The sequence below is a fragment of the Streptomyces sp. NPDC014734 genome, assembly GCF_043083325.1.
GTDB lineage: Bacteria > Actinomycetota > Actinomycetes > Streptomycetales > Streptomycetaceae > Streptomyces.
Genome location: NZ_JBIBYN010000008.1, coordinates 165,493 through 187,252 on the forward strand (window position 1 = coordinate 165,493; position 21,760 = coordinate 187,252).

General features: G+C 72.1%; 18 protein-coding genes. 9 read left to right on the forward strand and 9 right to left on the reverse strand.

Annotated elements, in window-relative coordinates; translation table 11 throughout:
* Window positions 1–42: 42 nt before the first annotated feature.
* The 4 genes from ACF1CT_RS15645 to ybaK all read left to right on the forward strand — a co-directional run bounded on the left by ACF1CT_RS15645 (window position 43) and on the right by ybaK (window position 4,245).
* A complete protein-coding gene (locus ACF1CT_RS15645) occupies window positions 43–1,644 on the forward strand; it encodes an oxidoreductase (protein ID WP_391784355.1) in 1,602 nt (533 codons plus the stop codon).
* 268 nt (window positions 1,645–1,912) lie between these two features.
* Complete coding sequence (locus tag ACF1CT_RS15650; protein ID WP_391784356.1) at window positions 1,913–2,959, forward strand: hypothetical protein; 1,047 nt, start codon at window positions 1,913–1,915, stop codon at window positions 2,957–2,959.
* 5 nt (window positions 2,960–2,964) lie between these two features.
* Window positions 2,965–3,708: an LON peptidase substrate-binding domain-containing protein gene (locus tag ACF1CT_RS15655; RefSeq protein WP_391784357.1), complete on the forward strand. Its 744-nt coding sequence runs from the start codon at window positions 2,965–2,967 to the stop codon at window positions 3,706–3,708.
* A 33-nt stretch (window positions 3,709–3,741) separates the two neighbouring features.
* A complete protein-coding gene (ybaK, locus tag ACF1CT_RS15660; protein ID WP_391784358.1) occupies window positions 3,742–4,245 on the forward strand; it encodes a Cys-tRNA(Pro) deacylase in 504 nt (167 codons plus the stop codon).
* 340 nt (window positions 4,246–4,585) lie between these two features.
* On the opposite strand, the gene ACF1CT_RS15665 is transcribed toward ybaK, so the two are convergent.
* The 4 genes from ACF1CT_RS15665 to ACF1CT_RS15680 form a co-directional block, all read right to left on the reverse strand.
* A complete protein-coding gene (locus tag ACF1CT_RS15665) occupies window positions 4,586–5,326 on the reverse strand; it encodes an ABC transporter permease (RefSeq protein ID WP_391784359.1) in 741 nt (246 codons plus the stop codon).
* A 34-nt stretch (window positions 5,327–5,360) separates the two neighbouring features.
* Entirely contained in the window at window positions 5,361–6,113 is a 753-nt protein-coding gene (locus tag ACF1CT_RS15670; protein WP_391784494.1) for an ABC transporter permease, read from the reverse strand.
* Between the two features lie 175 nt (window positions 6,114–6,288).
* Window positions 6,289–7,263: an ABC transporter ATP-binding protein gene (locus ACF1CT_RS15675; RefSeq protein ID WP_391784495.1), complete on the reverse strand. Its 975-nt coding sequence runs from the start codon at window positions 7,261–7,263 to the stop codon at window positions 6,289–6,291.
* 156 nt (window positions 7,264–7,419) lie between these two features.
* Window positions 7,420–8,691 (reverse strand): NYN domain-containing protein, encoded by a 1,272-nt coding sequence (locus ACF1CT_RS15680; protein WP_391784496.1) that lies wholly within the window; start codon window positions 8,689–8,691, stop codon window positions 7,420–7,422.
* Window positions 8,692–8,915: 224 nt separating this feature from the next.
* Between ACF1CT_RS15680 and ACF1CT_RS15685 the strand changes: the two genes are divergently transcribed.
* Complete coding sequence (locus ACF1CT_RS15685; RefSeq protein ID WP_391784360.1) at window positions 8,916–9,095, forward strand: hypothetical protein; 180 nt, start codon at window positions 8,916–8,918, stop codon at window positions 9,093–9,095.
* Between the two features lie 100 nt (window positions 9,096–9,195).
* Here the strand turns inward: ACF1CT_RS15685 and dnaE are convergent, their stop codons facing one another.
* A complete protein-coding gene (dnaE, locus tag ACF1CT_RS15690) occupies window positions 9,196–12,735 on the reverse strand; it encodes a DNA polymerase III subunit alpha (RefSeq protein WP_391784361.1) in 3,540 nt (1,179 codons plus the stop codon).
* A 170-nt stretch (window positions 12,736–12,905) separates the two neighbouring features.
* Here dnaE and ACF1CT_RS15695 point away from each other — a divergent pair, with 170 nt between their 5' ends.
* The 4 genes from ACF1CT_RS15695 (at window position 12,906) to ACF1CT_RS15710 (ending at window position 17,716) form a co-directional block, all read left to right on the forward strand.
* Window positions 12,906–14,231, forward strand: a complete 1,326-nt coding sequence (locus ACF1CT_RS15695; protein WP_391784362.1) for a DUF2252 domain-containing protein — start codon at window positions 12,906–12,908, stop codon at window positions 14,229–14,231.
* Between the two features lie 101 nt (window positions 14,232–14,332).
* Window positions 14,333–15,055: a hypothetical protein gene (locus ACF1CT_RS15700; protein ID WP_391784363.1), complete on the forward strand. Its 723-nt coding sequence runs from the start codon at window positions 14,333–14,335 to the stop codon at window positions 15,053–15,055.
* A 49-nt stretch (window positions 15,056–15,104) separates the two neighbouring features.
* Window positions 15,105–15,920 carry a DsbA family protein gene (locus tag ACF1CT_RS15705; protein ID WP_391784364.1) on the forward strand — a complete coding sequence of 272 codons (816 nt, stop codon included), beginning with the start codon at window positions 15,105–15,107 and terminating at the stop codon, window positions 15,918–15,920.
* A gap of 134 nt (window positions 15,921–16,054) precedes the next feature.
* A complete protein-coding gene (locus ACF1CT_RS15710) occupies window positions 16,055–17,716 on the forward strand; it encodes an alkaline phosphatase D family protein (RefSeq protein WP_391784365.1) in 1,662 nt (553 codons plus the stop codon).
* A gap of 60 nt (window positions 17,717–17,776) precedes the next feature.
* On the opposite strand, the gene ACF1CT_RS15715 is transcribed toward ACF1CT_RS15710, so the two are convergent.
* From ACF1CT_RS15715 to ACF1CT_RS15730, 4 genes are all read right to left on the reverse strand, one after another.
* The gene (locus tag ACF1CT_RS15715; RefSeq protein WP_391784366.1) at window positions 17,777–18,346 is read right to left on the reverse strand and encodes a dienelactone hydrolase family protein; all 570 of its coding nucleotides are present in this window, start codon (window positions 18,344–18,346) and stop codon (window positions 17,777–17,779) included.
* 84 nt (window positions 18,347–18,430) lie between these two features.
* Entirely contained in the window at window positions 18,431–20,017 is a 1,587-nt protein-coding gene (locus tag ACF1CT_RS15720; RefSeq protein WP_391784367.1) for a Na+/H+ antiporter, read from the reverse strand.
* Window positions 20,018–20,340: 323 nt separating this feature from the next.
* A complete protein-coding gene (locus ACF1CT_RS15725; protein WP_391784368.1) occupies window positions 20,341–20,817 on the reverse strand; it encodes a GNAT family N-acetyltransferase in 477 nt (158 codons plus the stop codon).
* The gene (locus ACF1CT_RS15730) at window positions 20,814–21,755 is read right to left on the reverse strand and encodes an RluA family pseudouridine synthase (RefSeq protein WP_391784369.1); all 942 of its coding nucleotides are present in this window, start codon (window positions 21,753–21,755) and stop codon (window positions 20,814–20,816) included. Before ACF1CT_RS15730 ends, ACF1CT_RS15725 begins: the two co-directional genes overlap by 4 nt.
* Window positions 21,756–21,760: the final 5 nt, after the last annotated feature.

The following is a 21,760-nucleotide window of genomic DNA, read 5'->3' on the forward strand; positions in this document are numbered from 1 at the left end:
TCACTCAGCGGGAAGAACAGCTCCGAGCGGAAGGGGGTACCCGTGACCGAACCGCACGACAGCGATTTCCCGGACGGTCTCAGCGCGGCGGAGCTGGGCATGTGGCAGTCGTTCCGGAACGGCAGCACCTACGACCTGCGTGCCCGCGATCCGGCGCGGGACGATCCGTTCGCCCCGCGGGTCTGGGGTCCGGAGCGCAGTGTGGACGGGCGCGTCGTCGCCCGGCTGCTGCTGTCCGGCCCCCCGCCGCGGCCCGGCCGGGTGGCAGCGCTGAAGCTCAGGGGCGTGCGCATCACCGGGACGCTCGACCTGGCGGGCGGGCGCGTCGCGCCGTACGTCGAGATGACCGGCTGCCGCTTCGAGAACGAGGTGGTGCTGCCCGAGTGCCACTTCACGACCCTGCGGATCGTCGGCTGCGCGATGCCCCGGCTGGAGGCGGCCCGGCTGCGCACCGAGGGCGACCTGCATCTGCCGCGCTGCCGCATTCCGCGCGGGATCCGGATCACCGACGCGCAGATCGGCACCGATCTGCTGATCAACCAGATCGAGATCGGCCCCGACCGGAGCGGGCGCGCCCTTGCCGCCGACGGGCTGGCGGTCGCCCAGGACCTCCAGGCGGAGCTGATCGAGGCGCGCGGCGAGCTGAGTCTGCGCGGCGCGAAGGTCGGCGGTTCGCTCAGCCTGCGCGGCAGCCGGCTGCGCGGCAGGGAGGGGCGGCGGGCGCTGAACGCGCCGCAGCTGACGGTGGAGCGGACGCTGTACATGAGCGAGGCGTGGGTGAGCGTCGACACCGGGATCCAGGGCACCACTCCCCCGTACGGCATCGTCACGGCGGCGACCCCGGCGCGCGGCACGCGCGCGCAGACCCTGGAGTGCCGCGGCGGGGTGCGACTCGACGACGGGCGGTTCGGCGACGCCGTCGATCTGCACAAGGCCCGTTTCGTGCTGGCCCGGCACGAGGAGCTGTCGCTGCGCCGGATCGTCACCCCGGAGCTGCGGTTCAACGCGGAGCGGCCCCAGGAGGGCCGGGTCGTGCTGAACGGCGCGCGGGTGGTCACGCTGATCGACGTGTCGACGAGCTGGCCGGGGCCGGGCGGGCTGGCGATGGGCGGTTTCGTCTACGAGAGCCTCGTGCCGTACGGGCACTTCCCGCTGGCCCGGCGCCTGGAGTGGGTGGCGGCCGCGACGCCGGAGTACGTTCCGGAGCCGTACGAGCGCCTGGCGACGGTGCTGCGCAACTGCGGGGAGGACGCCGACGCCCGCGAGGTGCTGCTGGCCAAGCAGCGGCGGCGGCGCGAGACGCTGCCGCTCGCCGCGAAGCTGTGGGGGTTCCTCCAGGACTGGACGGTGGCGTACGGCTACCGGCCGGGGCGGGCCGCGGTGTGGATGGCGGTGTTGTGGGCGGCGGGGACGCTGGCCTTCGCCCGGCACGCCCCGGTGCCGATCAAGGAGGACGAGCATCCGCAGTGGAATCCCGCGCTCTACGCGCTCGACCTGCTGATTCCGGTGATCAACCTCGGTCAGGACGGCTACTGGCGGATGGACGGCGCCTGGCAGTGGGCGGCGACCGCGCTCATCCTGCTGGGCTGGGTCCTGGCCACGACGGTCGCGACCGGCGCGACGAGGCTGTTGCGCCGGGGCTGAACGCGATCCGGCCACGGGCGGCCGGGCAGCCGGGCCGCCCGGCCCCGGTCCCGCCGCGCCGGAGCAGCGGGCCCGACGGCCGGGGACCGGGCTCGAACGGCCGGCCGGGCCTCGGTCGGCGTACCGGATATCGACCACGACAACGACAGGAACAAGCCAGATTCCGCGCTTTTCTTTACTTTTTATTGACCGTACGCGATACAACCCGTTCACTCGGCACCAAAGCTTCACAGTGCTGCCCTGGCGCCGCCCCGACCAGCGCTTTTCAATGGTCTGCACCATGTCATTCCTTCGCGCCCTGCTCCGTACCGCGCGCCTGCCCCGGCGCTCTCCCCGGGGGGCCGCCGGGCTGCTCGCGGACGACGCGGTACTGCTCGACGCCCCCGACGAGAGGCTCTCCCCCGCCCTGGTCGCCGCCGCCCTCGGCGAGTACGGACCTGCCGCGAAACTCCTCGCCACCACCCGGGAGGGCGCCGAGTGGGAGAACCGGGACCGGTATCTCGGCCGGCTCGTCGCCTTCGCCCGCAACCGCGACGGCTGGCTGACCGCCTGGCTCGCCGCCGCCCCGCACGACCCCGACGCGCTGCTCGTCAAGGCCGAACTGGCGGTCCGCAGGGCCTGGGAGTCACCCGTGCGGGCCGAACAGCTGCGCGCGGTGGGCCCGCTGATCACCGCGGCGGCCGAGAGCGATCCGCGCGACCCGGTGCCGTGGCGGCTCGCGCTCGACCACGCCCGCGGCACCCATGCCACGCACACCGTCTTCGAGGCGCTGTGGGAGGAGGCGGTCCGGCGGTCCTCGCACCACTACGGCTGCCATGTCGCGGCCCTGCGGTACCTCTCCGCCGCCTGGTACGGCTCACACCGCGAGTGTTTCGACTTCGCCGAGCGGGCCGCCGAGGACTCGCTGCCCGGCTCGCTGGTGCGGGCGCTGCCGCTGCGGGCCGCGTTCGCCCTGATGATCGAGGGACCGGGGGCGCGGACCACGTCGGTCCAGGAGGAACGGATCGACGTGGCGGCCGATCTGGCGATCACGCTGTCCGCCTCGTTCGCGCCGGGCGACCCCTGGCCCGCCGAGGTCCGCAACCTGCTGGCGTTCGTCCTGGTCGCCCGGGGCCGGTGGGAGGCGGCCCTGGAGCAGTTCCGGCGGATCGGGCCCCACGCGGCGTCGTTCCCGTGGTCGTCGGTCTCGGACGATCCCCTCGGACGGTTCCTCGACGCACGGGACGAGACGGTGCTCCGGGTGGTCGCCGCGAGGTCCTCGGCGGGCCGGGCCGACCGGGGCCGGGGCCCCCGTGGGCGGGGCCGTTACGCTTGACCGCTGTGACCACCGCTCGCATGCCCCTGTTCCCGCTGAACGCGGTGCTTTTCCCGGGCCTCGTGCTGCCGCTGAACGTCTTCGAGGAGCGATATCGCGCCATGATGCGCGAACTGCTCAGGACCGGCGAGGACGAGCCCCGCCGCTTCGCGGTGGTCGCGATCCGCGACGGCCACGAGGTGGCCCCGACCGCCACCGGAATGCCGGACACGGTACGCACCCCCCTCGACAAGGGCCCCACGGCCGGCTTCGGCCCCGAACCGGTCCGGTCCTTCCACCGGGTCGGCTGCGTCGCCGACGCGGCGAAGATCCGGGAGCGGCCGGACGGCAGCTTCGAGGTCCTCGCGACCGGGACCACCCGGGTCGAGGTGCTGTCCGTCGATGCGAGCGGCCCCTATCTGACGGCGGAGCTGGAGGAGCTGGAGGAGAAGCCGGGCGAGGAGGCGGGCGCGCTCGCCGAGGGCGTCCTGCGGGCCTTCCGCGGCTACCAGAAGCGTCTGGCCGGGGCGAGCGAACGATCCCTGACGACGGGGGCGGAACTGCCCGACGACCCCTCGGTCGTCTCCTACCTGGTCGCGGCGGCGGCCGTACTCGACGTCCCCTCGAAGCAGCGGCTGCTCCAGGCCCCGGACACCGCGTCCCGGTTGCGCGAGGAACTCAAGATGCTGCGGGCCGAGACCGCCGTCATCCGGCATCTGCCGTCGCTTCCGGCGGTGGACCTGACGCGCGCCCCGACCCACCCCAACTGACCGCCCGACCCACCCCGTCCGAGGACCCCCATCGTGGCGAAGAAGCCCAAGAAGCAGCAACAGTCCGGCGGCACCCCCGCGACGGTCGCGCTGACCGCGGCGGGCGCGGCGTTCACCGTCCACGCCTACGACCACGACCCGGCGTCGGCCTCGTACGGCGAGGAGGCCGCCGAGGCGCTCGGCGTCTCCCCCGACCGGGTCTTCAAGACCCTGGTCGCCGACGTGGACGGCACCCTCACCGTGGCGGTCGTCCCGGTGGCCGGCTCGCTCGACCTCAAGGCACTGGCCTCCGCGGTGGGCGGCAAACGGGCAGCGATGGCCGACCCGGCGGCGGCGGAACGCACCACCGGTTACGTCCGGGGCGGCATCTCCCCGCTGGGGCAGCGCAAGCGGCTGCGCACGGTGCTGGACACATCGGCGCGCTCGCACGGGACGATCTGCGTCTCGGCGGGCCGCCGCGGCCTGGAGGTCGAGCTGTCGCCCGAGGATCTTGCCGCGCTGACCGGGGCGGTGTTCGCGGAGATCGGCCGCGGCTGAGGGCCGTCCCGTAGTCCGCGGTGGAACGGTGCGCGGCGTCGGATGCGGTGCGTCGCAAGGCGGAGGGACATGCGCGCACTGGATGTATGCCGGTGTTCCGGCAACGCCGCGAGGTGCCGTGGCCGTCGTCGCGCGCCCGCCAGGGCTTGCGGGACAGTCCTTGGGGCTGCGGCCTGAAGGGTTCATCGGCCCGCGACGCCCGGCAAACCCTTCCGGTGGCGGCGCCGGACCGTCTCGTCACACCGTTGTCGCCCGGCCGGGGCCGGGCATCCGCCCCGGTCCCACGACCGCGGTCGGCGCCGGGGCCCCGCGGCGCCCGCCACCCGGGCCCTCGGCCCCGCTACGACCCGGCCGGGGGCGTCGGCGGTGCGGCCCCGCTCGCGGGTGCCCCCGGAACCGGTGCCCCGTACCCCGTGCCCGGCACCGGCCCGCCCGCGGCCCACCCCGGAAAGGCGCCCCACTCCGGCTCCGGGTCCCGCGGCCCGAACAGCGCCGTCAGCGCGAGGTGCACCGCCAGCGCCGCCACCGGCCAGGCCGCCCACGCCGCCCACACCGCGCGCAACTGGAGCGGCGCGTCGAAGACCACGCCCTTGCCGACCGCCCGCGCGTGCGCGACCACGTCCTGCTCCGGCCCGAGCCACACCCCGAGCCGCCAGGCCAGCAGCGAACCGAGCACCCCGCCCAGGGCCAGCCCCACCACCAGCGCGATGCCGCCGCGCCGCCGGAACCAGAAGACCAGCGCGGCGGAGAGCGCTCCGAAGGCCAGGGCCAGCAGCACGAACGTTCCGTCGGCGCCGATCGCCTCCTCGCCCTCGCTGTCCTTGAGGAAGACGGCGGTGCCGTCGGAGATCAGCGGGACCTTCGGCGCCAGCCATGCCCACAGGACCCCGAGACCGGCACCGGCGACGGTCACCAGAAGGGTGACGGCCAGGGCACCGAGCAGCTCCCGGCCGACGTCCCCCTCACCCTGCGGGGCGCTCGGGTGGTCGAGGTGGGATCCCCCGGGACCGTCCCAGCGCGGCGGGGTCTGCCAGGGGTCGTTGGACGAGGGTTGGTGGGGCGGCGTCAGAGGTGCGGTCACCGTGCCATCGTGCCAGGCGTCCCTGTGCACCGCCTCATCGGACCGCCGCCCTGCGGTAGGCCCAGGTGGCCACTGCCAGCGAGAGGACGCCGACGGCGGCGCAGACGGCGAGGTCGAGTGCGACGACCGCCCAGTCCGGGTGGGTGTCGAACGACCGCGAGAGCGCCTCGACCCCGTAGGTCGACGGGAGCAGGTCGCGGGCCCAGCCGATCGGCGCGGGCAGCCGGTCGGCCGGCAGGACGCCGAGCAGCAGCGCCGCGGACATGCCCAGCTGCCCGAGCAGCGTGGCCAGCTCCTGCCGGGGCGCGAGCAGGCCCAGCGCGGCGCCGAGACCGGAGAGCGCCGCCCCGGACAGCGGGATGACGGCGACGAGCACCCACAGATGCGTCAGCGGAAGCCCGAACAGCACGCTCCCCGCCACGGCCGTGACGATCGTGCCGGGCACGGTGAAGGAGGCGTACGCCCCGGCCGCGCCGAGCACCACCGCGGCCGGCGGCACCGGCAGGGTGGCGTAGTGGTCGAGCCCGCCGCCCGCCCGCAGTTGCCCGAAGTACTGGGCGAGCAGGTTGAGCGCGACGAAGGCCACCACGAGCACGCTGGAACCGGCGACGACCGCCCGCGCCTCGGAGCCGCCGTCGACGACTCCGCGCATCAGCACCATGATCCCGACGGACTGGAACGTCGCGACGAAGAGCAACGGGATGCGGGCCACCCGGGCCCGGGACATCTGGGCCCGGTACACGGCCGCGAGCGAGGGGAAGAGCCGGGCCCGCGGCGCGAGCGGCACGGGGGCCGCCCCCTCACGGCCGTCGCCGCCTCCGGCGGGGACCTCCTCGGCGGTCCGGACCGGTCCGGTCACCGTACGGGCGGGAACGATGCTCGTCACCTGGTGCTGCTCCTGTTCACTGCCTGCCCTGCCGGGCGTGCGCCCCCGGCCGCTCCGGGCCCCTCGCCCGCCCCGGTCATGACTTCACCAGCCCCTTGGTCGCGTCCCCGCCGAGCGCGAGATAGACGTCCTCCAGGCTGGGCGTCGCCAGCGTGAAGTCGTCGAGCGCGGCGAACGCGGCGCCACCGGTCACCGCGGCGACCGCGGCACGTGCCTCGTCGGGACCGAGCCGCAGCACCCACCGCCGCCCGGACTCCTGCGCCGAGCCGCGCAGGGCGGCCACCTCGGGCACGTCCAGCGGCGCCCGTTCCCGCCACACCAGCTCGACCCTGACCTCACCGGCGACGCGTTCCTTGAGCCCGGCCGGCGTGTCGCAGGCGATGACCCGGCCGTGCTCGATCACCGCGACCCGGTCGAGGACCGTCTCGGCCTCGATGACGTTGTGGGTGACGAGCAGGACGGTGGTGCCGCGTTCGGCCCGGCGCCGGTCCACGGCCGCCCACACGGCGCGCCGCGCGACGGGGTCCATTCCGGTCGTGGGTTCGTCCAGAACCAGTACCGGCCGCTCGCCGACCAGCGCGGCGGCGAAACAGGCGAGGCGGCGCTGCCCGCCGGAGAGTTTCTTCAGGGGACGCCCCGCGATCCCGGCGAGGCCGAGTTCGTCGAGGACCGCGTCGCGCTCGGCCCTGGCCGCCCCCGCCGCGAGACCGCGCAGCCGTCCGGTGGTCTCGGCGGCGAGCGACACGGTCAGCTCGTCGAGGGCGGTGGACTCCTGCCCGAGGTATCCGATCAGCCGGGAGGCCCGCTCGGGATGGCGCACGAGATCGTGGCCCAGCACGGTGACGCCGCCGGAGTCGGGCCGCATCAGCCCGGTGAGCTGACGGACCAGGGTGGACTTCCCGGCGCCGTTGGGGCCGAGCAGACCGAAGATCTCGCCGCGCCGCACGTCCAGGCTGATCCCGTCGGTGGCGCGGACCTCCGGTACGGCCGGTACGCCGCGACGGCCCCGGGCGGGGGGATAGGTCTTGACCAGATCACGCACCGTGCACACGGTTCCGGTATCCGTCTGCGCCTGTGCTGTGCCCGTGCTCACGAGGTATGAGGGTACGGGGTCGGGCGGCCCGGACCGCGCCCGGGGCCACGCCCGTGGGGTGACGCCGCCGTGTCCACCGGCCGCGTCACCCGTACGGGGACCCGCCGCGCCCGGTCAGCCGCCGGACGGGCCCGTGCGCTCGGGCACCGGGGTGTGCTCGGCCGCGGCGCGTACGTCGATCTCCCGCCAGAATCCCGCCCGGATGGCATAGCGGTCGTGCTCGTCGATCTGGTCGTCCTTGTGGGCGAGCAGACCGAAGCGCGCCGCGTAGCGGAGCAGCTCGCCGTCGATCCGGTGCGGGATGCGCGGATACATCGTCGACAGCTTCTGGAGGTGGGCGGTCTCGGGCAGCCGCTCCATCCAGCGGCGGGCGAAGACCTGGCCGACCTCGAAGGGGTCGCCGCCGACGGTGGTGATGTCCTCCTCGCGGTCCGCCCAGCGCTGCTCGGCGCTGGTGAGCTGGGCGAGCGTGGGGAGGGACGCGGTGTCGGCGGGTTCGCCCAGCGGCCCGCCGCGCTCGATCCAGCCCTTGTCCGAGGACCAGCGCAGGGTGGCGCCCGCGGGCGGTGTCTGGGCGGGGGGCTGGGTGCCGGGGCCGCGCAGGCTGCCCGCCAGGTCCTTCGGCGTGGGGACGGCCCTCGGGCCCTGGCCCGGGCGGTCGGCGGCGCTCTCCTCGGCGGTCGGGGCGGCCTCGCGCGCCGCGGCCGCGGCCTGGGCCTCGGACGCCCGTTCGGCGGAGGCGGCGAGGGCCGCCTCGGGCAGCGGCGCGGAGAGGATCGCGGCGATCTCCGGGCGGGGCACGGGCGGCGGGGCACAGACGCCGCCGGTCTCCTTGGCCCGTACGGCAAGGGTGATCCAGCTCCGGTCGAGCACCCTGCGCTCGTCGGCCTCGGCGACCAGGTCCTCGGACTGGTTGTAGTCGCCGTCGGCGGCCTGCACGGCCCACAGGTGGACGGCGACGCCGTGTTCCTTCGCGGACATCAGTCCCGGCAGCAGGTCTCCGTCACCGGTGACCAGCACCACGTCGGAGCAGGCCCGGTTCCTGGCCAGCTCGGTGAGTTCGGCGTGCATCGCCGCGTCGACGCCCTTCTGCGCCCAGCGCCCGTCGCTGCGGGTGAGGGCGCCGAGCCGGACGGTCACCCGGGGCATCACGCGGAGTCTGCGGTGTTCGGGCTGGGGCACGCGGTCGGGCGCGCCGTCGAACCAGTAGATCCGCAGCAACGGCTGCCGGGTATCGGTCTCCGCCAGCTCGCGCAGGCCCCGGATGAGGGCCGCGTGGTCGACGGTGATGCGGGAACGGGCGGGTTCTCCGGCCAGCAGGCTCGCGGCTGCGCCCAGCAAGTAGCCGGCGTCCACCAGGACGACGCAACGGTCCACGCGTTCCACCCTCTTCCAGAAGGTCGGGTGCGGTCTTTGCAAAGGGTTTCCATCGAGTCTGCCCGAATGCGCGGGGGTTGAGGCCGGAATTCGATCATCGGCGTGGCGGAACCGGAAAACGGCGCATGATACCCCCTTCACTACGCACTGTAATCATCCAACATGCATCTTTTACCCCATTATGTGAATCTGAACGCGGTCCTGGCCCCGAGAGTCCCCACAGGAGGAAGACCATGGCCAAGAACAAGAACCGCAAGCAGGGCAGCCGGCAGAGCCACGCGTCCGCTCCGCAGCACGGTACGGATGAGACCAAGCAGACCGCGTACGAGTCGCAGATACAGCCTCAGTCGCAGGCCCAGGGCAGCCCTGCCGATGTTGCGCGTAAGCACCAGCGGCGCTTCGGCCACAACTGACCGAACGGATTTCCGGTCCGCTTCGACGCCCCGGACGGCCGGGAGGGGCGCTCCCGCTTTCGCGGGGCGCCCCTCTCGCACGTGGCCGGGGTGTTCCGGCTCAGCCGGCCAGACAGGCCGGCCCGAGCAGCACCTTCAGGTCACCGAAGAGCGCCGGGTCGGGCTTCACCCGGTGCCGGTCGAGGCGCAGGACGGTGGTCTTGCGCGGGCCCTGGAGCCTGATCCGTACCTCGGTGTCGCCCCGGTGGTTGCTGAGCACCTCGCCCAGGCGGCTGACCATGGGCGGGGTGATCTTGACGGTGGGGATGGTCAGGACCACGGGGGCGTTGGTGCCGGCCATGGAGACGTCCGGGACCTGCATCTCCATGGCGACCAGCCGGGGCACGTCCTCCCGCTTGTCCAGGCGCCCCTTGACGAAGACGATGGTGTCCTCGACCAGCTGGGTGGAGACGAGCTGGTACGTGGCGGGGAAGAACATGCACTCGATGGAGCCGGCGAGGTCCTCGACGGTGGCGATGGCCCACGCGTTGCCCTGCTTGGTCATCTTGCGCTGGAGGCCGGAGATGATGCCGCCGACGGTGACGACGGCGCCGTCGGCGTGCTCGCCGCCGGTCAGCTGGGAGATCGAGGCGTCGGCCTTGTCGGACAGCACGTGTTCCAGGCCGAAGAGCGGATGGTCGGAGACGTACAGGCCGAGCATCTCGCGTTCCTGGGCCAGCAGGTAGGACTTCTCCCACTCGACGTCGGAGAACTCCACGTCGAGCCCGAAGCCCGGCTCGTCGCTCTCCTCCTCGCCCATGCCGCCGAAGAGGTCGAACTGTCCCTCGGCCTCCTTCCGCTTGACCTGCACCACGTTGTCGATCATCGGTTCGTGGTGGGCGACGAGGCCCTTGCGGGTGTGGCCCATCTCGTCGAAGGCCCCGGCCTTGATCAGCGACTCGACGGTCCGCTTGTTGCAGACGACCGCCTCGACCTTGTCCAGGAAGTCCGGGAAGGAGGAGTACTTCCCCTTGGCCTTGCGGCAGCGGATGATCGAGTCGACGACGTTCTGGCCGACGTTGCGCACGGCCGTCAGGCCGAAGAGGATCACGTCGTCGCCCTGTGCCGCGAAGTTCGACAGGGACTCGTTCACATTGGGCGGCAGCACCTTGATGCCCATGCGGCGGCACTCGTTGAGATAGACCGCCGACTTGTCCTTGTCGTCCTTGACCGAGGTCAGCAGGGCGGCCATGTACTCGGCGGGGTAGTTCGCCTTCAGGTAGGCGGTCCAGTAGGTGACCAGGCCGTACGCGGAGGAGTGCGCCTTGTTGAAGGCGTAGCCGGCGAACGGGACCAGGACGTCCCACAGCGCCTGGATCGCCGCGTCGGAGTACCCCTTCTCCTTGGCACCGGCCTGGAAGAGGACGAAGTTCTTCTCCAGTTCCTCGGGCTTCTTCTTGCCCATCACGCGGCGCAGGATGTCGGCCTCGCCGAGCGAGTACCCGGCGACGATCTGGGCGGCCTTCTGCACCTGCTCCTGGTAGACGATCAGGCCGTACGTCAGGCCGAGCGTCTCCTTGAGCGGCTCCTCCAGCTCCGGGTGGATCGGGGTGATCTCCTGGCGGCCGTTCTTGCGCTCGGCGTAGTTCGTGTGCGAGTTCATGCCCATCGGGCCCGGCCGGTAGAGGGCCGAGACGGCGGAGATGTCCTCGAAGTTGTCGGGCTGCATCTGGCGCAGCAGGGAGCGCATCGGCCCGCCGTCGAACTGGAACACGCCGAGCGTGTCGCCGCGGCAGAGCATCTCGTACGTCTTCGGGTCGTCCAGCGGCAGGCCGAGCAGGTCGAGCTTGACGCCCTTGTTGCTCTCCACCATCTTGACGGCGTCGTCCATGATGGTGAGGTTGCGCAGGCCGAGGAAGTCCATCTTCAGCAGGCCGAGCGACTCGCACTGCGGGTAGTCCCACTGCGTGATGGTGACGCCGTCGGTGTGCCGCACCCAGACCGGGGCGTGGTCGACGATCGGTTCGCTGGACATGATGACGCCGGCGGCGTGCACGCCCATCTGCCGGACCAGGCCCTCGACGCCCTTCGCGGTGTCGATGACCTTCTTCACGTCAGGTTCGTTCTCGTACATCCCCCGGATCTCGCCCGCCTCGCTGTAGCGCGGGTGCTTGGGGTTGGTGATGCCGTCGAGGTCGATGCCCTTGCCGAGGACGTCGGCGGGCATGGCCTTGGTGAGCCGGTCGCCCATCGCGTACGGGTAGCCGAGGACCCGGGCGGAGTCCTTGATGGCGTTCTTCGCCTTGATCTTGCCGTACGTGCCGATCATGGCGACCTTGTCGGCCCCGTACTTCTCCGTCACGTACCTGATCACCTCGACGCGCCGACGCTCGTCGAAGTCGATGTCGACATCGGGCATCGAGACGCGCTCGGGGTTGAGGAACCGCTCGAAGATCAGTCCGTGCTCGATCGGGTCGAGGTCGGTGATGCCCATGGCGTACGCCACGATCGAACCGGCCGCGGAACCACGGCCGGGGCCGACCGCGATCCCGTTGTTCTTGGCCCACATGATGAAGTCCGCGACGACCAGGAAGTAGCCCGGGAACCCCATCTGGATGATGACGTCCATCTCGTACTCGGCCTGCTTCTGCCGGTCGTCGGGGACGCCGCCGGGGAAGCGCCGGTTCATGCCGGTGCGGACTTCCTCCTGGAACCAGGTGATCTCCGTGTAGCCGTCCGGGATCTCGAACTTCGGCATCAGGTCGCGCTTCTCGAACATGCCGGAGGTGTCGATCTGCTCGGCGACCAGCAGCGTGTTGCGGCACCCCTCCTGCCAGGCGTCGGAGGAGTCGACGGCGTACATCTCGTCCGTCGTCTTGAGGTAGTAGCCGGTGCCGTCGAAGCGGAAGCGGTCCGGGTCGGAGAGGTTCTTGCCGGTCTGGATGCACAGCAGCGCGTCGTGCGCGGTGGCCTCGTGCGCGTAGGTGTAGTGCGAGTCGTTGGTCACCAGCGGCGGGATGCCGAGCTTCTTGCCGATCTCCAGGAGCCCGTCGCGGACCCGGCGCTCGATCTCGATGCCGTGGTCCATCAGCTCCAGGAAGTACCGGCCCTCGCCGAAGATGTCCTTGTAGTCGGAGGCCGCCTGGACCGCCTCGTCGAACTGGCCGAGCCTCAGCCGGGTCTGCACCTCGCCCGAGGGGCAGCCGGTGGAGGCGATGAGCCCCTCGGACCACTGGGCGATGGTCTCCTTGTCCATGCGCGGCCACTTCTGCAGCCAGCCCTCGGCGTAGGCGTCCGAGGACAGCCGGAAGAGGTTGTGCAGGCCCGTGGAGTTCGACGCCCAGATCGTCTTGTGGGTGTATCCGCCCGAACCCGAGACGTCGTCGCGCTTCTGGTGCGGCTGGCCCCACTGGATCTTCCGCTTGTGCTTGCGGGACTCCGGGGCGACGTACGCCTCGATGCCGATGATCGGCGTCACCCCCGCCTTCTTCGCGGAGTGGAAGAAGTCGTACGCCCCGTGGAGGTTGCCGTGGTCCGTCATCGCGATGTGCGTCATGCCCATCTCGTTGCACGCGTTGAACATGTCCTTGAGCCGCGCGGCACCGTCCAGCAGCGAGTACTGGGTGTGGACGTGAAGGTGCGTGAAGGGCGGCTTGCTCACGGCGCTGTGCCTCCGGGGAACGGGCGAGAGGTGACGGGTGGGGACAGCGTGGAAGTCTACGTCTCCGGGCGACGGGGCGAGGGGCACTCCCGGTCCCGGTCGCGCGTTGGACGTGCGGGGGAGATCCATCCGGTTCGTCCATGCACGTCAGGCAGCAGGAGGCAGTACAGATGTCGGAAGCGCAGCGCGGCGCGGCCCAGCGCGAGGAGCAGATTCTTGAGGTCTTCGACACCGCTTTCGGTGAGCTGCTGGCGGCCGATCCCTCCGCCTTCCGGGTGAAGTTCCGCAAGATGGCGGGCTCCGCCTTCGCCTTCTACCGGGGCACGGCGTGCCTGTTCTACGAGGACCTGGGGCGGGAGCGGCACGGCGGCCCGTATCTGGACGAGCGGACCGGCCGGGTGTGGATCCACGGCGATCTGCACGCGGAGAACTTCGGCACGTACATGGACGCCAACGGCCGTCTGGTGTTCAACGTGAACGACTTCGACGAGGCGTACGTCGGCCCGTTCACCTGGGACCTCAAGAGGTTCGCCGCGTCCGTGGCGCTGATCGGTCACGCGAAGGCGCTGAGCGACGCGCAGATCACGGAGCTGGTCCGGATCTACGCGGTGGCCTACCGGGAGCGGATCCACGCCCTGGCGACGGGTGCGAAGACCGACGAGCTGCCGCCGTTCACGCTCGACACGGCCGAGGGCCCGCTGCTGGGGGCGCTGCGCGACGCCCGGTCGCTGACCCGGTTCTCGCTGCTGGACTCGATGACGGAGATCCGGGACTTCGAGCGCCGCTTCTCGGCGGGCGGCGGCGCGATCGATCTGGACGCGGCGACGCGCTACAAGGTGCTGGCGGCCTTCGACGGCTATCTGGAGACGTTGCCGGATTCGAGCCTGACCCGGCCCGACTCCTACCGGGTGAAGGACGTCGTGGGCCGGCGCGGCATCGGCATCGGCTCGGCCGGGCTGCCCTCGTACAACATCCTCCTGGAGGGCAACAGCGACGCCCTGGAGAACGACGTGGTGATCTACCTCAAGCAGGCGCAGACGCCCGCGGTCTCCCGTCACGTCACCGACCGGGCCGTGCGCGAGTACTTCCGGCACGAGGGCCATCGCACGGTCATCTCGCAGCGCGCCCTCCAGGCGCACGCCGACCCGTGGCTCGGCTGGACCGAGCTGGACGGCGCGGGCCAGCTCGTCGCCGAGGTGTCGCCGTACGCGGTCGATCTCGACTGGTCCGACATCGACGAGCCGGAGGAGATCGCCGCGGTCGTCGCCGACCTGGGCCGGGCGACGGCGACGATGCACGCGGCGGCGGACGACGAGAGCGGCCACTCGCTGGTGCCGTTCTCCACGGAACGCGCGATCGACGCGGCCATCGCGGCGGACGAGGACGGCTTCGCAGACCTGCTGGTGGACTTCGCCCACGCCTACGGTGCCCGGGCCCGCGCCGATCACCAGATCTTCGTGGACCTCTTCCGCAACGGCCGCGTTCCGGGGCTGTAGCCGCCGTGGCGTTCGCGGGTCCGCCCGCGTTTCGGGGGGAGGCCGGGAAATCCGGGCCCATCGGGGCACGCCCACAGGTTCGCATGGCACACTCCTGGACGATGGACATATCCGGGACGCAGCTCAGAGTCGTTCGCGCGGCGCTTTTCACAGCGCTCGTCGTGACGCTCTCCGCCGCGTCCCACGTCCTGCTCTCCCGGGTCGCGCTGCCGTTGAACATCGTCGCGCTGCTGGCCGGTGCGGTCTTCGCGGTGGCGTACGCGCTGGCCGGTCGGGAACGCGGGTTCGGTGCCATCGCCGGGCTGCTGGTTCCGCTGGAGCTGGCCGCCGACACCGTCTTCACCACCGGTCAGCACCTCTGTTACGGCGCGGCGGGCGGCCCGATCGCGGGACCGCTGCGTTCGGTGGGGGTGGATCTGCTGTGCGGCGGGGGCGGGATCGGCGCGGGCGCCGCGCCGGCAGGTGACGCCGGCACCCCGTTCGCCACGGTGACGGACGCCGGGCACACGGCCGCCGCGCTGCTGGCCTCGCCCGGTCCCGCGGTGCCGTGGCTGCTGCTCGGCGCCCATGTGTCGGTCGGGCTGCTCGCCGCGGCCTGGCTCCGGCGCGGCGAGTCCGCGCTGGTCGCCCTGGTGGGGGCGGCCGCCGCCCTGGCGTTCCGCCCGTTGCTGATCGCGGTCGCCGCGGTGCGCGCCGCCGGTCACCGGACCCCGCGCCGGCTGCGGCCCGCCGGACACGGCCCGCGCCCGCTCGTCCGCACCCGTCCGCTCGTGCACTCCGTGGGACGGAGGGGACCGCCGCGCTCGGCCCGCGCCATCGCCTGAGCACGCACGTCCCCGACGACGCACCACCCACACCCATGGAGAGACGAACATGAGCAAGCGCAACACCCAGGCCAACAAGGCGGCGGCCCGCGAGCGTCTGCGCGCCGAGCGCGAGCGCCAGGCCAAGAGAGAGAAGACCCGCCGGCAGATAGTCGTCGGCGTCTCGATCGTCGCCGTGCTGGCGGTGGCCGGTGCCGTCGGCTGGGGCGTCATGGAGATGAACAAGCCGTCCCACTGGGAGGCGGCCAAGGACGAGAAGAACGTCACGGCGCCCAAGAACACCACCGGCGAGAACGGCACCACCGTCGTCATCGGCAAGTCGAGCGCCAAGAAGACCCTGGAGCTGTACGAGGACTCGCGCTGCCCGGTCTGCGCCACGTTCGAGCAGACCGTCGGCGAGACGGTCCACAAGGACGTCGAAGCCGGGAAGTACAAGATCAAGTACGTCGGCGCCACCTTCATCGACAACGCCGCCAACGGCGAGGGCTCGAAGAACGCGCTGAGCGCGCTCGGTGCCGCGCTCAACATCAGCCCGGAGGCGTTCCTCGACTACAAGTACGCGCTCTACTCCGCGAAGTACCACCCGGAGGAGACCGACGACAAGTTCAAGAAGGACTCGTACCTGATCGAGGTCGCCAACAGCGTCGACGCGCTGAAGGACAACAAGGCGTTCCAGAAGGACGTCGAGGACGGCACGTTCGACGCCTGGGCGATGAAGATGTCGGCGGCCTTCGACAAGAGCGGCGTGAGGGGAACCCCGTCGCTGAAGATGGACGGCAAGCTGCTCACCACCGAGGGCAGCGACAACGCCCCCATGACCGTCGAGGACTTCACCACCGTCGTCGACAAGGCGCTGAAGGGCTGAGCCACGCGTCCGCGCCGGGCGGTGGTGCCACCGCCCGGCGCATGGCGAAATCCCGGCGTCGGCTTCCCGACGGTCGGGCGAACTTCCTTCGTTCGCCCGCCCGTTCGCCTTACTCCTCAGTAAGGTGCTGCACCGTGACCAGTCGACACCTTTCCCCGCCGCTCTCCGCCCCCAGCCGCCGCACGGTCGTCAAGGCCGTCGCCGCCACCGCCGTCGCGGCTCCCGTGCTCGGCTCCGCCGCCTCCGCGCGCGCCGCGGACGGGCCCGCCTTCCTGCACGGCGTCGCCTCCGGCGACCCGCTCCCCGACGGCATACTCCTGTGGACCCGCGTCACTCCGGCCCCGGACGCCGTGCCCGGCTCCGGCCGCGGCGCCGACACGGCGGTGCGCTGGGAGATCGCCGAGGACAAGGGGTTCGCCCGGATCGTCGCCCAGGGCTCGACCGTCGCACGGGCCGCGTCCGACCACACCGTCAAGGCCGATGTGCGCGGGCTGGCCCCGGCCACCACGTACTGGTTCCGCTTCTCGGCGGGCGAGGACGCGACGGTCCTCTCGCCGGCCGGCCGCACCCGGACCGCGCCCGCCACCTCGGCGGCCGTCGCCGGGGTGCGCTTCGGCGTGGTCTCCTGCGCCAACTGGGAGGCCGGGTTCTTCTCCCCGTACCGGCACCTCGCCGCCCGTACCGACCTCGACGCGGTGCTGCACCTCGGCGACTACATCTACGAGTACGCGTCGGGCAGTTACCCGGCCGCGAAGTACACGGTGCGCCCGCACGAGCCCCGGCACGAGATCCTCACCCTCGCCGACTACCGCACCCGGCACGGCGCCTACAAGACGGACACCGATCTCCAGTCCCTGCACGCCACCCACCCGGTGATCGCGATCTGGGACGACCACGAGTTCGCCAACGACGCCTGGTCCGGCGGGGCGGAGAACCACACACCGGGCACGGAGGGCTCCTGGGCCGACCGTGCCGCCGGCGCCAAGCAGGCGTACTTCGAGTGGATGCCGGTACGCCCGTCCACCGAGGGCACCGTCTACCGGCGGCTGCGCTTCGGCAGCCTCGCCGATCTCCACCTCCTGGACCTGCGCAGCTTCCGCTCCCAGCAGTCGTCGATCGGCAACGGCTCGGTCGACGACCCGGACCGCACGATCACCGGCCGGGCGCAGCTCGACTGGCTGAAGTCGGGTCTGGCCGCCTCGGACGCCGCCTGGAAGCTGGTCGGGACGTCGGTGATGATCTCGCCGCTGGCCTTCGGCTCGCTGCCCGCGCATCTGCTGGAGCCGCTGGCCGAGTTGCTGGGGCTGCCGAAGGAGGGCCTCGCCGTCAACGTCGACCAGTGGGACGGCTACACGAGCGACCGCAAGGAGCTGATCACGCATCTGCGGGACCGCTCGATCACCAACACGGTCTTCCTGACCGGTGACATCCACATGGCCTGGGCCAACGACGTGCCGGTGAAGGCGGCCACGTATCCGCTCTCGGCCTCGGCCGCCACCGAGTTCGTGGTGACGTCGGTGACCTCGGACAACCTTGACGACATCCTGCACGTCGCGCCGGGAACCCTCTCGGCCGTCGCGAGCGCGGCGGTCAGGGCCGCCAACCGCCACGTGAAGTGGGTGGACATGGACTCGCACGGCTACGGCGTCCTCGACGTGACCGCGGAGCGCTCGCAGATGGACTACTACGTGGTGTCCGACCGGACGAAGCGGGACGCGACCTCCGCCTGGGCGCGTTCGTACCGGACGCTCAGCGGTACACAGAAGGTGGAGCGGGCGGACCGGCCGGTGCGCTGAGCGGCCCGGTGCCGAACGGACGCGGGGCGGGACCGGTCACCGGCCGGGCCCGCCCGGCGGTCACAACGTGGCGAGGAATCCCAGCGCGACCTTCCAGGCGAGCTCGGCGGACGCCTGGTCGTGATCCGGCAGGTCGGGGTCGGTGAAGAGGTGACCCGCCCCCGGGTAGCGGTAGATCTCGACGTCGGCGCCGGTCCGCCGCATCCGCAGGTACCAGGAGTTCAGCCAGTCGGACGTCTCGAACACATCGGGGTCCGCGACGTGCAGCTGCACGGGCAGTTCGTCGACCGAGGCGTTCTCGGCGATGTCCGAGGTGCCGTGGAACAGCAGCAGGCCGCGCGCCTTCGCGTCACCGAGCGCCAGGGTCTGCGCGGTGGCCGCCCCGAGGGAGAACCCGGCGTACACCAGGCCCCGGTCGGAGTAGGGCGCGGCGGCCAGGACGGCCCGGCGCAGCAGTTCGTCCTTGCCCAGCTCCTCCTTGAAGGCGAGGCCCTCCTCGACGGTGTCGAAGGTCCGCCCCTCGAAGAGATCGGGCGTCTGCACCTCGTGCCCGGCGGCACGGAGCCGGGCGGCGGCCGCGTGCACCGCGGGGCGCAGACCGTACATCGAGTGGAAGAGCATGATGTTCATGGGCCCATGGTGCCAGGGCGGCCGGGAGCCCGCCGAACGGCCGTACGTCCGGGGCGGGCGCCGGGCGGCGCCGCGTTCCCGCCGTCACCGCAGGCTGCGCACGTCCAGCTGCCTCAGCACCCGGTCGACGACCTCCGGGTCGGCGCCCGCCTCGTTCCGGGCCGACAGCACCGCGTGGCGGGCGGCCGACATCATCTCGCGCTGGACCCGGCTGACCGCCTTGAAGCGCTCGGCCCGCTGGGCGTACGCCTCGCGGCGCTCGTCGTCGACCATGTCCGGACTGATCCGGGCCCCCATGTCGTACGCGAGGCGCTGCAACCGCTCGGCGACCTCCTCCGGGAACTCCTCGTCCTCCTGGATCTCCTTCAGCCGCAGCTTCGCGGCCTTGGCGGCACGGATCGCGAGGTCCTTCTCCAGTGCCTCCTCGACCGCCGTGTCCGCCTTGACGTGGAGCTTGCGGACCAGCCAGGGCAGGGTGAGTCCCTGGACGACGAGCGTGGCCATGATCACGGCGAAGGCGATGAAGATGACCTCCTCGCGGCCGGGGAACGGCTGTCCGTCGTCCGTCTTCAGCGGGATGGCGAGGGCCAGCGCGACGGAGGCGACCCCGCGCATCCCGGACCACCACATGACGACGGTCTCCCGCCAGCTCGTGGGGATCTCCTCGCTGACGTCGCGCCGGGTGTGCAGCCGCTTGGCGAGCCAGGTCGCGGGCAGCAGGTACAGCAGCCGCACCCCGACGACGACCGCGACGACGGCCAGGCCCCAGCCGAGCATCTGGAGTTCGCGGCCGTCCGCCGTTCCGAAGACGTTGTGGAGTTCGAGGCCGATCAGCCCGAAGGCGATCCCCGTCACGAGGGTGTCGACGATCTCCCAGAAGGTGCGGCCGGTGAGACGGCCGAGCACGTCGTCGGCGTCGGCGGTGTGCTCGGCGAGGAAGAGAGCGGTGGTGAGGACGGCGAGGACGCCCGAGCCCATCAGCTCCTCCGCGAGCACGTAACTCACGAACGGCACGAGCAGGGTGAGACCGACCTGGAGCGTGGCGTCGCCGAGCAGGCCCATGAGTTTGATGGTGAGCCAGCCGAGCACGAGCCCGACCACCACGGCGACCACCGCGGAGAGGATCAGCAGCCCGAACGCCTCGGGCAGGGAGAACGTACCGCTCACCGCGGCCGCGATCGCCACGTGGTAGAGCACGATCGCGGTCACGTCGTTGAACAGGCCCTCGCCCTCCAGGATGGAGACGAGCCTGCGCGGCAGCCCGACCGAACCCGCGACGGCCGTCGCGGCCACCGGGTCGGGCGGCGCGACGAGCGCGCCGAGCGCCACGGCGGCGGCGATGGGCAGTCCGGGGACTATCGCGTTGGCGACGGCGGCCACGGCCGCCGTGGTGACGAACACCAGCGCCACGGCCAGCAGGAAGATCGGCCGCTTGTTGGCGGCGAACTGGCGCCAGGAGGTGCGCTGCACGGAGGCGTAGAGCAACGGCGGCAGCAGCGCCGGCAGAATGATCTCGGGCGGAATGTCCACGTTCGGCACGAAACTCAGGAAGGCCATGCCGACACCGGCGAGCGTCATCAGCACCGGCGCGGGCAGGCCGAGACGCTGTCCGAGCGGCACCGTGACCACGGCCCCGAGCAACAACAGGAGGAGCAGGGCCATTTGGTCCACGGGGTGCCTTCCGGAGCGCGGTGGGCCGACCTCCGCGGCCGACCGGTCTGGACCTCAAGCCTGCCACGCAGGGGGCACTTTCCGGACAACACCCCCCTGCGCCCGGCTTGCGGCCGGGCGACGTCCCCATGGCCGGGCGGACGGGGCGGCGGGCCGCTCGGAGCCCGCCGGGTGACCGCTGACCGGGCGGCCACGTCCCGGCACGCACGCTTCCGGCGCTGCCGGAATGACCGGGCAGCGCCGCCACCGGGCCGTCCAGGCGCCCGGGAGCCGCACGCGCCATGCCGCGTCCGCTCTCCGGCCGAAGGCCACCCGGCAGGTTCTCAGAGGGGGCGGCGCATCGCCCGGTGCGGAATCCCGGCGTCCGGGAACTCCGGGCCGTACACCGCGTATCCGAGCCGCTCGTAGAAGCCGAGCGCATGCGTCTGGGCGTGCAGGTCGACGGCGGTCAGGCCGCGTTCACGGGCCGCGTCCTCGATCGCCCGGACCAGCGCCGCGCCGACGCCCAGGCCGCGCGCGCGTGCGGTCACGGCCAGCCGCCCCAGCGAGCCGACGGCGAGGTCGCCGCCGGTCCGGCCGACGGCCTCCGGGCCGTGCAGCAGCCGGCCGGTGCCGAGCGCGGTGCCGTCCGCGGCGACGGCGAGCACATGCACCGCGACCGCGTCGAGAGCGTCGTACTCGATCTCCTCGGGCACGCTCTGCTCACCGACGAAGACGTCCTTGCGGACCTGGAAGCAGGCGGCGAGGTCCTGCTCGCCGACGGCGACGCGGGTGGTGTACGGAGCGGGCACGCCGGTCACCGGCTCTCCGCCGCGATCCGGTCGAGGGCCGTCCGCAGGTCGTCCGGGTAGTCGCTGGAGAACTCCACCCAGCCGCCGTCGGAGGGGTGCTCGAAGCCGAGCCGGACGGCGTGCAGCCACTGCCGGGCAAGGCCGAGGCGCTTGGCCATCGTCGGGTCGGCGCCGTAGGTGAGGTCGCCGACGCAGGGGTGGCGGTGAGCGGACATGTGCACCCGGATCTGGTGGGTGCGGCCGGTCTCCAGCTTGATGTCCAGGAGGCTGGCGGCCCGGTACGCCTCGATGAGGTCGTAGTGCGTCACGGAGGGCTTGCCCTCGGCCGTGACGGCCCACTTGTAGTCGTGGTTCGGGTGACGCCCGATGGGTGCGTCGATGGTGCCGCTCATCGGGTCCGGGTGGCCCTGCACCAGCGCGTGGTACTTCTTCTCCACGACCCGGTCGCGGAACTGCGCCTTCAGCAGGGTGTAGGCCCGCTCCGACTTGGCGACGACCATCAGGCCGGAGGTGCCGACGTCGAGGCGGTGGACGATGCCCTGGCGCTCGGCCGCGCCGGACGTGGAGATCCGGTACCCGGCCGCGGCGAGCCCGCCGATCACCGTCGTGCCGGTCCAGCCGGGGCTCGGATGGGCGGCGACCCCCACCGGCTTCACGATCACCACGATGTCGTCGTCGTCGTGCACGATCTCCATGCCCTCGACGGGCTCGGCGACGATCTGGACCGGTGCGGGCGCCTGCGGCATCTCCACCTCCAGCCAGGCGCCGCCCCGAACCCGCTCGGACTTCCCGACCACCGCGCCGTCCACCTGCACCTTCCCGGCGGCGGCCAGATCGGCGGCCTTGGTGCGGGAGAAGCCGAACATGCGGGAGATGGCGGCGTCGACGCGCTCGCCCTCCAGGCCGTCGGGAACGGGCAGGGTGCGGACCTCGGGATACGTACTCACCCGAT